The sequence below is a fragment of the Calothrix sp. CBUCES-K 9914 genome (genome assembly GCF_059640475.1).
Window position 1 is genome coordinate 103,283 of sequence record NZ_JBXXZH010000001.1, and the last position, 13,757, is coordinate 117,039.

General features: G+C 34.7%; 9 protein-coding genes. 8 read left to right on the plus strand and 1 reads right to left on the minus strand.

What is annotated here, in order from left to right; all coding sequences use genetic code 11:
* The first annotated feature begins 207 nt into the window (after positions 1-207).
* The 7 genes from AC2JBO_RS00400 (at position 208) to AC2JBO_RS00430 (ending at position 6,182) form a co-directional block, all read left to right on the plus strand.
* A complete protein-coding gene (locus AC2JBO_RS00400) occupies positions 208-384 on the plus strand; it encodes a hypothetical protein (protein WP_496951631.1) in 177 nt (58 codons plus the stop codon).
* Positions 385-425: 41 nt separating this feature from the next.
* Positions 426-1,079 (plus strand): hypothetical protein, encoded by a 654-nt coding sequence (locus AC2JBO_RS00405; protein ID WP_496951632.1) that lies wholly within the window; start codon positions 426-428, stop codon positions 1,077-1,079.
* 250 nt (positions 1,080-1,329) lie between these two features.
* The gene (locus AC2JBO_RS00410) at positions 1,330-2,094 is read left to right on the plus strand and encodes a hypothetical protein (RefSeq protein ID WP_496951633.1); all 765 of its coding nucleotides are present in this window, start codon (positions 1,330-1,332) and stop codon (positions 2,092-2,094) included.
* 27 nt (positions 2,095-2,121) lie between these two features.
* Complete coding sequence (locus AC2JBO_RS00415) at positions 2,122-2,799, plus strand: DNA-binding response regulator (protein ID WP_496951634.1); 678 nt, start codon at positions 2,122-2,124, stop codon at positions 2,797-2,799.
* Positions 2,800-2,866: 67 nt separating this feature from the next.
* Positions 2,867-4,723 carry a CHASE2 domain-containing protein gene (locus AC2JBO_RS00420; RefSeq protein ID WP_496951635.1) on the plus strand — a complete coding sequence of 619 codons (1,857 nt, stop codon included), beginning with the start codon at positions 2,867-2,869 and terminating at the stop codon, positions 4,721-4,723.
* Positions 4,707-5,033 (plus strand): hypothetical protein, encoded by a 327-nt coding sequence (locus tag AC2JBO_RS00425; protein ID WP_496951636.1) that lies wholly within the window; start codon positions 4,707-4,709, stop codon positions 5,031-5,033. The genes AC2JBO_RS00420 and AC2JBO_RS00425 overlap by 17 nt, the downstream gene beginning before the upstream one ends.
* A gap of 285 nt (positions 5,034-5,318) precedes the next feature.
* Entirely contained in the window at positions 5,319-6,182 is an 864-nt protein-coding gene (locus AC2JBO_RS00430; protein WP_496951637.1) for a DUF928 domain-containing protein, read from the plus strand.
* Positions 6,183-6,257: 75 nt separating this feature from the next.
* Here the strand turns inward: AC2JBO_RS00430 and AC2JBO_RS00435 are convergent, their stop codons facing one another.
* A complete protein-coding gene (locus AC2JBO_RS00435; RefSeq protein ID WP_496951638.1) occupies positions 6,258-8,963 on the minus strand; it encodes a CHAT domain-containing protein in 2,706 nt (901 codons plus the stop codon).
* Between the two features lie 261 nt (positions 8,964-9,224).
* Here AC2JBO_RS00435 and AC2JBO_RS00440 point away from each other — a divergent pair.
* A partial coding sequence (locus tag AC2JBO_RS00440; protein WP_496951639.1) for a beta strand repeat-containing protein occupies positions 9,225-13,757 on the plus strand: 4,533 nt, incomplete at its 3' end.

Here is a 13,757-nt window from a genome sequence, read left to right on the forward strand (position 1 = left end):
CGCGTCTCTACTGTATTTGTGTTTGGCGCCGACTTATTTAGGGTCTATTACACTTTTGTGCCATTGTTGGCAACTTTTCGTGCCAGTAAAGTGGTCGCTTTGGTTATTTTATTTACTTGGCTGTTATTTTAATCTGAAAGTGTCAGTAAAAACACTGACGGCTTAAACATCTGAAAAAATTTACAACTGAGTTGAATAGAGGCTATTATGCAACACTTTTTTAAGTCTGTGGCGACAATGACTGCTGTTTTTGCTATCACATTTGTTCCATTTTTGTTAAATACTAAATCTGCTAGTGGTGATGAAGGTATGTGCGGAAGTTGTGTAGGTGTTAGTGCTGATGGAAGTGGCACCGCTTTATTTGCAACAGTACGTATCGATTGAAATACTGCATAACATGAATTATTAGCTTTGTGATGGAGATTATGATGCAAGCTCTGAAACCCACACCTCGAAATTTGATCTGCAGACATACATTAATTTTATGGGAAAAATGGATAATTGTGAATGTAGTGGCAGAGATTCTGAGTTTTACGATAATTTCAATTATGATTCATTCGGTTAAATTTGGTGAGAATGGAAATTCTAATCATATATTGATTTTAGTTGGATTAATTAGAGGGGTTATATTAGGAATTGCACGATATTGGGTTTTGCGTCGGTATATTCGTAATTTCATATTCTGGTTAGCCGGAACAACAATTGCAGCATTTTTAGGGTGGATATTGTTATTGCTGCTAAGTACGGTAATTATTTTAGAATTGTTGTTAAATACTGAAGGGGTAGGGACTTTATTTATATTTATAAAATTATTTTGGCTGGGAATTTGTATGGGGATTTTGATGGGTTTTGCTCAGGGTTTGGCAATGATAGAAAGATTGCAAGCAAGTATCAAGCAAATAACTTTGTGGGTTAATGCAAACGCTTTTGCTTCTGCTATAGGTGTATTATTGGGATATATAAGTTTGGGTACAGGAACTTTTTTTAATTTAGTTCTGACTGGGGTGATAATGGGAATCACATATGGGGGAATTACAGGTGTTGCATTAATTCATATGCTACGTCTTCCGCTAAGATGATATTTTATCGGGGAATTCCATAATCTAAACTTAAATTTAAATCCGGCGCCACTTACCAGCGTAAATCTGTACTAATGCTAGCGATTATATCAGGGTCAGGATTGTCAGTAATACAATAATATTATCAGATTTTGGCTGATGGCATAAAAGTGCCACACTTTTAAGTACTTTCTGCCTATACTTTGACACAGAGAACTCTTACATTGTTAAAAGTATTACTCTATATTGAATCATCAACGTATATAGTTGTGTGGTCTATGACAATTTATTTATTATTTACATTCAAACAATGATTTCTGTTGAGCAGATTGTAATCTTAACTACTTTTATACCAATAGCAATGCTTCTGGGTTCACGTTATCGTACAAAAAATGCATTGCAGTGGTGGTATGAGAGGCAATCTATAGAATTCAACGAAGAAGCGGAGTTTGCTAAAAATGGCTTGTTACAAGAGTCTTTTTTCCTTCGCCGGAGTATAGAACTATCAAATGGAAATCTCACGTCAAATTCTGGCAAAGTTAAGGAAAAATACTTAAATAGCATCGAAAAGATATATGATGCAGTTACGGAGTTGATTAATCACCTATCCCCTGCTTATGTCAACGATAGTCTACCATTGGCGATTCAGTACTTGGTTTCTACTTGGAAGATAAAAGTGACAGCAGCAAGTTGGATGATGAAACTACCTGTTGACTGGGATAACGAGTCTCCTATACACAGTCGAGTCTTGTTATCGGTACTAAATCGATTGTTCCAAGTTATTTTATTGCAAGATAAAATACCGCAGCAAATACAAGTTTGTTTAGCCAAGCAAGGAGATTTAAATGAAGTAACAGTCAAATTTAATTATCAAGATACTCTTGTTGTCAACAAATTCAGACGAATAAGAGAGTTAAATTATATCAATAGAGTTTTTGCTATTTTAATTTCTGGAAAATTTTATTATCATCAAAAAGATGCAATATTAATATGTCGTTTCAATTGGAGAAGCGATGTAAATTGTCATAAGTCATAAACCTACTTTTCACTTGGAGTATTTACCATGAGTCAAACTTTATCTAACCAAGAAATATTAAAGATTTTAGTAGTTGATGACCATGAGTTAATTTTAGGCTCAACTGTCCAGGTTTTAGAGCAGCACTACCCAAAAGTGGATATGCATACAGCTAAAAACGCATGGGAAGCTTTAGAAAAGTTAGATAATGTTAAGCCCAATTTATTTGTAGTTGATATTTCTATACCAGATAAAGATGGAGGAAACGCACGTTCAGAGGTAGGAATTAATTTAATTAAGACGGTGATGGAGCGCTATCCCAAGTTACCTATTGTCGTACAAAGTGCTGATTTCCGTCCTTTGGTGAAATTAAAATTCGCAATTCATGAACATGGTGCCGGGTTTATAGTCGCAGAAAAAAAGCTCACAACACAAGAAATGTTAACTAGGGTAGACTGGGCACTTAATGATGTCACTTATACACCTAAAGAAATGCGTTCAGGGTTGGAAATTAAAGAAGACTGGTTAAGAGTATTGAATTTTGCTTTTAATCATGGATTGCAAGACAAAGCAATAGCCGAGGAGATGAATATAAGTGAGAGAACAGTACGGCGCCATTGGTCAAATATTCAGGATGCATTGAGTATTTATGATTGTCCAGAAAAAAGAATAAATCTCCGGATTCAAACAGGTATACGAGCTAGAGAAGAAGGATTAATTGATTAATAAATGAATTCTTCATTAAAAATAAAATATTTTTAAGTTAATAATTATGCATCCATTTTGGAATAAAGTGAAATCAGAATTAGCTGTTTGGCAAGTTGGTTTACTGCCAGGTTTACTAATATTTCTTGCTGTTATCATCGCACGTCTAACAGGTTCATTACAATTTTTTGAATTAGTAATGTTAGACAATTTCTTACGGTTACGTCCTCCAGAACCAGTAGATGAAAGAATCGTAATTGTTGGCATTACTGAGAAGGATATTGAAAAAGCCAAAACTTACCCAATTCCAGATGGTAACATTGCTAATTTATTAAAAAAGATTCGTTCCTATGAACCGGCTTTAATTGGTCTTGATATCATTCGGAATGTTCCTGTTAAACCCGGAGATAAGCAATTAAATGCGATTTTTAGTGATAAAAACAATCAAGATGTATTCGCAGTTGAAAAAGTCTTAAAAGACCGTGATGGCTATACGATAGCACCACCACCAAAAATAGCTCCAGAAATGGTTGGTTTCGCAGATGCGATACTTGATGACGATGGTTACTTACGACGCAGTATTTTAGATATTTCTTATGGGTCAGCAGAACCTCGCTTATCTCTTTCTTTATTATTAGCAGCACATTATTTACAAATTCATGACCAAAATATTAGACTAGAACCAGGAAACAAAGACCCACTTGCTGCTCGTTTTGGTTCCCTAGAACTAACGCGCTTTCAACGTAATTTTGGAGGATATATTAATGCAGATGAAGGCGAAAATCAAATATTATTGAACTATCGCAGTGGAAATCAACCCTTTCGTTTTATCTCCGCTGGTGAAGTTGAAAGTGGAAAAGTGAAACCTGGATTTTTTAAAAATCGTATTGTATTAGTGGGTATCACTGCTTTAAGTGCTAAAGATATTGTCAACTCATCCGCAGTTGGAGGGATAAATCCAGCACTATTATATGGTGTAGAAGCCCAAGCCCATGCTATAAGTCAAATTATTAGTGCGGTATTAGATAGAAGGCCATTACTCAACGTTTGGTCTGATGGTTGGGAGTATATATGGATTTTTAGTTGGGGGATAGTAGGAATAAGTCTTGGAAGATTTTTACGTTCACCCTGGAAAATAATGGTTGTTTTACTGACTAGTAGCGGTTTCTTACTTTTATTTTGCTATGGATTAATTATTCTTGGTTGGTGGGTTCCTGTTGTTCCAAGTTTAATAATTTTGTGGCTAAATGGCGGAGGATTAACAGCTACATTATTTTACCGTTACTACCAAGATATTAAAGAACGCGAGTCAAGACTTAAAGAAAAAGAATTAGTTAAACAACGTATTTTTACGAGAATTCATAACGAACCACTACAAACTCTACAGTTACTTCTTAGAGAGAAAGATAATATATCTGAGTCTTTATTATTAAAATTAGAATATTTAAATAAAGAAATACGAGATATTTGTGATGACGATAAATCACATGTACTAGATGAAGAGAATGTTTTGGTATTGGGAAATGATATGAAAATCAATTTACGTCAACCACTACGGGAATTGTTACAAAATGTTTATATACATACTTTAGAAAAAGATTTTCCCTATTTTAAAAGTATTCAAGTTAAAATTATTAACTTCGACCCACTTGATGATTCTAAGCTGAATACAGAAGATAAGCGGGGGTTATGTAGATTTTTTGAGGAAGCATTACTTAACGTTGGTAAACATGCCAAAGGCGCCACACGCTTGCATATTGTTTGTAAACAAGAAAATGGGAAGCAAGTAATTCGAGTTATAGATAATGGAATAGGAATGCACGAGACATCTCCATCTCAGTCTTTGGGAACAAAATTAACTCATAAATTAGCAAACAACCTTCGGGGAGACTTCCGTAGATACTCCCATAGTCCAAAAGGTACTGTTTGTGAATTTATCTGGTAAATATATAAAACAATTAGGACTTATAATATTACCACATACGAAAACTATGAATAATCAGAAAACTTTTTATAAAAGTTGGAAAAACAAATACATACCTTTACTATATTCATTTATACTATTTTTTAGCTTTGTAGCCCCAGTAAGCGCTCATTCTGTACCTAATAATCAATTTTTCATGAGTCAAAATAACACTAGTAAACAACCAAAAAGACCAAGTGTTAGAAGAATTAGGCAGAAATATAAAAAATTACCGCAAGCAAGCAAAGCTATTAAAAGTTATACAGGAGTAACGCTTATACTCAAAAGATAAATTTAAAATAATTTAATTAAAAATTCCTGTTTTTTATCATTACCAATTATCAGTGGCACCATTTGTGAACTTATCTGGTAATATGGAAAATAATTAGAACCTATAATGTAGAGACCTTACATGTAAAGTCTCTACATGATTTTTTTTTGCTTACGATACAGAGTATAAAATATTTAGACATAATGTACTAGTGCATTTTTCTGCATATAAACAGACATTTATGTTTGTAGTTTTTCTAAGTAAAACCTCGTATTCTATAAATAAGATAATATTTGGGTTAAAACTATGAACAAGCAGAAAATTTCCTATGGGAATCTAAAAAATAAATACATCTCTTTGTTTTATTCGTTAATACTGTTTTTTAGTATTTTGAATCCAGTAAGCGCTTACTATATAACTAATAATCAATCTTTGATTAGTCAAAATAACACTACTAAACAACCGAAAAAACTAAATGTAACAGAGGGTTACAAAAAACGTACAAATGCTAAAAAAATTACAAGTCAAACAACAATTACTGCAAAACGTGGTTCTGGTTCTTGTGAGGAAACGAATTCACAAATACAGTTGACAACTTTAGGGACTAAGAAGCATTTGGGTCTAATGACATCAGAAAATCCTACTTTAGCTTGGTATGTACCTGACTCAGGAACTTACCTAATAAGAATTTTTGTATATCGAAATGAAGAACAAGAACCCTTTTACTCAACAAGTATGGGTGAAATACTGAGCAAAAAGGGAATTAATGAGTATACACTACCTAAAACTTCTAAACTATTCTACAACGAACAGTATACTTGGCGAGTAAAAATTTACTGTAATTCGTCTGATATTTCAGACTCATATCAAGACGAATCTCAATTTACATTAGATGAGCTATCACCTGAATTAAAAAACACAATTAAATCGCGTAGTAATCCATTAGACAAAGCAAAAATTTATGCAAGTGATGGTATATGGTATGATGCATTTATGCAAACTTTGCGCGCGTCACAAGATAAATCAACACGAGATTATCAACGATTGTTACTTAGTACATTAATAGAAGAAGATGTTTATGAAGATGCCAATGAAAATGACAATGAAAATGCCAATAAAGAATTACAGCAGCGATTAAAAGGAATAATTAATGAGTTAGAAAAGTATTAGTAAGTAATATTTTATCTTGCATCTCGAACAGAAACCGAGCTTCTTATTAGAAATTCGGTTTCTTAGGATTAACCTTTATTGCCAATTGCCTACTAGTACAAATGGCGCCCAAAAATAAGGATGTTGATATATAGAATTTTTAATTAGTGCAATTTGAGCTTTTTGTAATGCTATTGCTTTAGTTAGTTCAGGGTCTTTCCAACCTGTATAAAAAGCTTGAACTAACTTTGATGTGCTTTGATCATTAATTGACCATAATGATGCTAGGATACTTTTTGCTCCTGCTTGTATGGCAACTCCTGCCAATCCTAATGATTCTCCTACAGCAGTGTTGCAAGCAGTAAGAGTAAGTAAATCAATTCTATTCTGTTTTGTTGTAGTCTTGCGAATTATTCTATCTAGTTCGTTAATAGTAAAATTGTCATTATCCCATGTAACTAAAAATGTATCTTTTGGCTCTATACCAAACTTTCCATGAGTAGCAATATGAATTACAGAATATATCTGCCTACTTAATTCTTTTTCAATATTTTCACGTGTAAATTTTTCATTTTTAAGTTCTATACGATTTGGAATAGCTTGTAATTCTGTTTCTACACTTTTTAACTGTGGAAATGGTTTCTTTTTAACAGTTAAACCTAATGCTAATACTTGCAAGTTTTTTCGTTCAAAGTCCTTATCATCTGTCAGTAAGAGAGTAGGTGTGTTTACTACTGCATATTTTTGAACTAAAAAATTCTTGCCATCATGCAAAGCTGCCATTGGGACACTCTGAAAAATTCCATCTTGCACAAATACAAGCGTATTTATAGAAGGTGTTAAGCTTTGCTCAAATTCGCGGATAATCTGATTATAAAGAAGCTGTGCTGGTATACGATATTTATCTTCAGCATCTTCTTTTAACCCGTTACTATACTCAATTACTTGTTTCTGAATAGTTTCTCTATCTCCCAATTTAATTTTTAATTCTCCATTAGGTAAAGTTAGAATAATCGCGATTTTATCTTCTAAGATAATCGAACTAATAATAGCCGTTTTTTTATCATTGGTTAAAGACAATATTTTATTTTTAAACCTATTTTTTTTGTCTTTTTTGTTTTCATTAGAAACAGTAATTATACAATCGCTACCAAAATAATTTTGTAATTCTGCTATTTTAAACGAGTCGATTGTCTCTAACGCATCTACTAAATTTTGATTATTTAATTTATTTTCTTTTTCTCCAACTTCTATATTTAACTGTAGTGCAATTAATTCGCGATAAATTGGTTCAACTTCGTTTTGAAAGTCAAATTGAAAGTTTCGATTCTCATTCAGTGTGTTTTGGCGAACTTTTTCTAAAGTGTGTATAGAATTTTGATAAGCAATAATCGCTTCATTCATCTTATTTTGCTGTTTTAAAATTCGTGCTGCTTGCCATTCCCAAATAAATAAGCTATCTTTCGCTGCTAAGTTTTGTTCTATTACTTTTCTAGCTTCTTGAGTATATGCTAACGCTGCATCATATTTATTACTGCACTCAAATAATTTACCCAATTTGCCAAGTGCAAAAGACTCTGCACGACTATCTTTAATTTTATGAGCAATTTTTACAGCTTCCTTGAGTAGTATTTGAGCTTCATTAAAATCTTCAGGAGAGTTGTTTAATGTTTGCAAACATTTATTAAGATTTAATGGTACACCTTTATTATCTACTGTTGACTGCAATTTATCCGCTAAGTCAATATATGTATAAACTATTTGACTATTTTTGGGTAAAGAATTTGATAATTCTCTAACTTTTTTCCATGCTTGCTTCGCTTTGTCTCCTTGATTTGTACGGTAATAAATAGGAATTTCATTGAGTAAAATTTTGACTTTTGCGGCTTTTTCGTCTAATTTTTGAGCAATATTATAGCTGTCTTGAAAATTATTTAATGCAATTGTATCATCTTCTTTTGCTTCTGTCCTCTTTTTTTGTGAATCAAGTTCATTGTTTTGTAAATCAGGTTTTCTATTAGGAAAATTATTAAACTCCTGCTTTTCAATAAAAAAAGCACGACGGTAACTCAATGATGCACGATTAGTATAAATATTACCTAAGCTATTCAATACATAAATTTCATAATTTTGATTATTATTATTTTTGTTGTTTTGCTTAATTTTATTAAGGCTGTCTTTAAGACTTTGTATTGCCCGACATTTTCTTTTTTCTTCGCAACCTTCCAATAACTGATAAGCATCTCCTAAACTTCCCAATGCAGCGACTTCTCCCTCAATATCTGTATTATGTTTAGCAATTTGCACCGCTGAACCAGTTTGACAGTTATTGCTCTTATCGGGATTACACAAAAGCTCTATCGCTTTTTTGGGTTGCCCGTAACTAGTGTATACCTGTGCTAGTTCGGTAAGCGCGCGTCCAAGTTTTGTTACATCTCTCAACTGTTGCTGCGTTTGTACTACATTTTCCCAGTGTTTTATTGCGTTTTCTGTTTGCCCTACTTGCTGGTATGCTCTGGCTAAGTTTTCTAAAATGATTGCTTTATTTTGAGGATTACTATTATTTTTTTCAATATCTAGAGCTTTGTTCCAATCTTCAATTGCATCAAGGTATTGGTTTGCTTGATATTTTTTGACACCTTCTTGTACCCATTGACTTGATGTACTGTTTTGTGCATTTGTAGCTTTACCGATTTGAATTTGAATAGTACTAGATGTAACATTACCTAACCACAAACATACCGTAAGGCTAATGCAGCAAAGGGATATCAGTAATTGATGCTTGCGAGATAGGTGTTTCATTGGCTGATTCTAAAGGTTTTTAAACGAAAACCAGACTAAGGGAGGATTTTAAATTTATATATAGACAAAACCATACCACTATTAGGGTGATATATGAATGTAGTATAGATTACTTTTGTGTGGAAACATTCTCATGGTATTTTTAAAGACATATTGATTATTACTCTCGGTTTGTCTTGCTTGGATAAGTGTAGACAGGCGCCCATTAGTAAATCAATTGTTCCGAAACATTGAACTTTTCAACACCAGGGGAGACTCGAAGTGAAAAATGTTGGTTTGGGCAGTATTATTTGGCGTTTGACTACATCTCTTTTACTTGGATGCGTAAGTGCTTTCACTACGTCTATCAGTTCTAGTTTTGCCCAAAGTAACATTGTACCCGACGAAACACTAGGAGCAACTGAGTCTTCGAGAGTTATTTTCAACTTCAACGGCGCCACGAACGATGCAATAATAGGTGGCGCCGAACGTGGGCAGAATTTGTTTCATAGTCTCAGAGAGTTTAACATCAGCGAAAACCGAGGAGCTTATTTTCTGACTCCCAATGCCAATATCCAAAATATTTTTGCACGAGTAACAGGAACTAACCCTTCACAAATCTTTGGAACTCTGGGTGTACATCAAGCAAATAACTTCACACCTTCCACAGCAAATCTATATTTAATGAATCCGAATGGAGTTCTGTTCGGGCAAAATGCGAGGTTAGATGTTGGTGGTTCGTTTTTAGCGACGACGGCAAACGGAATTCAGTTTGGCGAACGCGGAGTATACAATGCGAGTGGTGGTCAACCTGCTGATGTGCTGACAATCAATCCTTCCGCTTTTTTATTTAATCAAATATCTAGAGGTAATATTACCAATCGTTCTGTTGCACCTGCGGAAAAAAATCTAGTTGGTGATAATATCACCGGGTTGCGTGTGCCGGATGGTAAGAGTTTGTTGTTTTTGGGTGGTGATATCAATATAGAAGGTGGTGGACTGCGCGCGTATAACGGAAGAATAGAGCTTGGGAGTTTAGCGGCGCCTGGTACTGTAGGGTTTAATGTAGCTGGTGATAGTTTGAGTTTTAACATTCCTGAAGGTATGGAACGGGGTAATATATCCGTCACTAATGGAGCAGAAATTAATGTTCGTGGTTCCGGTGGTGGAGATATTGCTTTTACTGCAAAGAATGTGAATGTTAGTGGAGGAAGTTTTGTTAGAGCGGGTATTGATAAGAAATTGGGTAGTCCCACGAGTAAGTCGGGTGATATACAAATAAATGCGACGGGAACAGTTACTTTAACTGATGAGAATTCTCGTATTAGTAATGTTTTGAATGAGGAAGCTATTGGTAAAAGTGGTAATATAAATATCATTACAGGTTCATTGATTGTAAGTAAGGATGCAACATTGAGCGTTGATACATTTGGTACTGGGAATGCGGGAAATATATCTATACTTGCAGCAGATAAAGTGCTTGTAAATGATGGCTTGATTGGTAGTAGTGTACAATCGAGGGCAAGAGGAAATGGAGGTAACATAAGCATTATTGCTAATTCGCTTTCCATAACTGATGGAAGTCTCTTAGATGTCAGCACTTTTGGGAATGGTAATGCTGGCAATATATTACTCAAAATTAATGATGCTATCTCTCTGACTGGTAGTTCTAGTTTAGATAGTAATGTAGAAGCAGGCGCCGTAGGAAATGGTGGTAATATCAGTCTTGAAGCTGGTAATAATATCTCTATATTAGGTGCAAGCATTCTTAGTAGTGTAGAAGCTGATGCTGTAGGAAATGGTGGTAGTATTAATTTTAAAGCTGGTTCTACTATTTCTTTAGCAGATACAAGCAGAATATTTGGCAACGTGGAAGCAGGCGCCGTAGGAAATGGCGGTAATATAAATATTGAGGCTGGTTCACTATCAATTACTGATGGTACGCAAATTCAAACATTAGTTCGGCGCCAAAATGATGAAAATGCAGCAGGAAAAGGTAACGCTGGAAATGTTAATGTAAACGTCCGTGGAGCAATTAATATTTCTGGTGCCAAAGATGGCATACCTAGCGGTATTCGTAGTGTATTAGGTCGTGGGGCAGAAGGACGTGGAGGCAATATTACAATCACTTCTAGCTCTTTGTCTTTAACAGATGAAGCACAAATTAATTCTGGTACATTTGGTCAAGGAAATGCTGGTAATATTTCTATTCTAGTTAAAGATTTTGCTTTTTTAGATAATAGTAATATATTTAGTAGTGTAGCAGAAGGGTCTGTTGGTAATGGTGGTCATATTAATATTACATCAGGTTCTCTTTCTTTAACTAATAGTTCTCAGATATTGACGGGAATAGATGGAAAAACTGCTGACTTACCTGGTGGTAAAGGGAATGGAGGTGATGTCAATATTAACGTTCGTGATGCTGTTAATATATCAGGAGCTAGAGATACATTTCCTAGCGCAATTTTTACTAAGTTAGGTACAGGGGCAGAAGGACGTAGCGGAAATATTACTATTAATGCGGGTTCATTCTCGTTATTAGATACTGCAAAAATAGATACAGCTACACAAGGAATAGGAAATGCTGGTAACTTATTTATACAAGCAAAAGATTTAGTCAATTTTAACAATGGTGATATTTTCAGTAATGTTGAAGCTGGTGGAGTTGGTAATGGTGGCAATATTAAAATTGAAGCTGGTTCTCTTTCTTTAACTAACAGCGCTTTATTATCAACAGGTGTAAATGCAAAAACAGATTTACCTGCTGGTCAGGGTAATGGTGGTAATGTAGATATCAACGTTAGGGATAAAATTATTTTTGCGAGACCACTATCTGGTAGAAACGGGATTGTTACTGGAGTAGAATCTGGTGCCGAAGGCAATGCAGGTAATGTTACTATTAATACTGGTTCGCTTGAAGTTAGTGATGGTTCAGAGATTCAGTCTATTACAAATGGAATAGGAAATTCAGGAAATATAACTATTAATGCTCGCGATTTTATTAGCTTTGATAGTAGCAAGAATAATAATGGAAATCCTAGTCGTATTGTTAATGCTGTTCAAGCTGGAGCAAGAGGCAATGCTGGGAGCATTAATATTACTACTGGTTCTTTGAATATGACTAATGGTGCATTAATTGGTAGCTCAACTTTTGGAAATGGGAATGCAGGTAATATTTTAATCCAAGCCAATGACTCTATTTTCTTTACTAGCAGTAATATCTTTGCTAATGTTGGGGCTGGAGCGATAGGTAATGCTGGTAATGTAAGTATTCAAGCTGGCTCTTTATTTTTTAAAGATGGCGCTAAAATTATAACTTCATTACAGCCAAAGAATGATAATAATCCTTTAGGAGGTATTGGAAATGCTGGCAACGTGAATATTAAGGTTAACGAAGCGATAGTTTTTGCTGGTATTAAAGATGCAAGTTCTATAGGAATTGATGGTTCTGGTGGTGTTGATAATTTTGTTGGTTTAGGAGCAAAAGGTAATGCAGGAAATATAGTAATTCAAGCAGATTCATTTTCTTTGCTAGATGGCGCCCAAATGAATGCTAGCACTGGTGGAGAAGGCAATGCTGGAGATATCAGCTTAACTGCAAGAAAATCAGACATAAGTAATAATTCTTCTTTCCTAAATACAACTATTGGACGTGGAAATGCTGGGAATATTTTCATCAAACTATCTGAGGATATATCACTTGTCAATAGTAATATTGTGAGTGGTGTAATAGGTGGTATAGGGAATAGTGGAGATATAGATATTACTGCTAGAAATGTAACAGCAAAAAGTTCCTCTGTACTTACTGGTGTTTCTAGTGCTAACCAACTTGGAAATATTTCTTTACCTCCAGGTAAAGGTCAAGGTGGAGATATTCGCATTAATGCTTCTGATTCCATCATTTTTTCTGGTTATAGTGCAAATGGTTCTTCGACTGGAATCGGAAGCTTGACTGAGACAGGTGCATCGGGAGCAGCAGGAAATATTAGCCTTACTAGCCCAAATATTCGCATTGCTGATGGAGCGATTGTATCTGCAATTACTTCAAATCAGGATAAAGGTGGTGATATCACTATCAATGCCAATATTTTTGAACTTTTTAATGGTGCCCAAGTTTCGACAACTACTCTAGGCAGTGGAAACGCAGGTAATATTCTCCTCAATGTCAAAGACCGTATTACTATATCAGGAAGTGACCCAACTTTTAACCAGCGCGTCGCTTTAGTAGAAGAAAATCTTAGGAAAACAGGCGCCGGCGATGAGAAAATAAATGAAGTTTTGAATAATAACGGCGCCAATAGTGGATTATTCGCCAACACATTACCTGGTTCTACAGGTAATGGTGGTAGCATTATTATTGACCCACGGGAATTTACTATCTCTGATGGTGGACGTATTTCTGTTAATAGCGACGGTACGGGAACGGCTGGTAATATTTATATTGCAGGTGGAAATCTCACCCTCGATAAAGCTTCAATTACTGCCCGCTCTACCAGTCGTGATGGTGGTAATATTAAATTTACCCTAAGTGATAAGTTGGTGTTACGACGCAATAGCGAAATTTCTACCGATGCAAGGGGTGACGGTGGTAACATCGATATTAATGCTAAATTTGTTGTTGCTATTCCTAAAGAAAATAGTAATATCAAAGCTGATGCTTCCGAAGGGAATGGTGGCAGAGTCCAAATTAATACTCAAGGCATATTTGGAATTGGTCTTAGTCTCCAGGAAACAGAATTGAGTGATATTACAGTTAGTTCCCAATTTGGTGTTTCTGGTGTTGTTGATATAAATTCTCCTAATAATAGCTTTATT

Excerpts from the sequence above, each read along its gene's own strand:
- AC2JBO_RS00400 (WP_496951631.1), top strand. The coding sequence starts at position 208 with ATGCAACACTTTTTTAAGTCTGTGGCGACAATGACTGCTGTTTTTGCT.
- AC2JBO_RS00405 (WP_496951632.1), top strand. The coding sequence starts at position 426 with ATGATGCAAGCTCTGAAACCCACACCTCGAAATTTGATCTGCAGACAT.
- AC2JBO_RS00415 (WP_496951634.1), top strand. The coding sequence starts at position 2,122 with ATGAGTCAAACTTTATCTAACCAAGAAATATTAAAGATTTTAGTAGTT.
- AC2JBO_RS00430 (WP_496951637.1), top strand. The coding sequence starts at position 5,319 with ATGAACAAGCAGAAAATTTCCTATGGGAATCTAAAAAATAAATACATC.
- AC2JBO_RS00435 (WP_496951638.1), bottom strand. The coding sequence starts at position 8,963 with ATGAAACACCTATCTCGCAAGCATCAATTACTGATATCCCTTTGCTGC.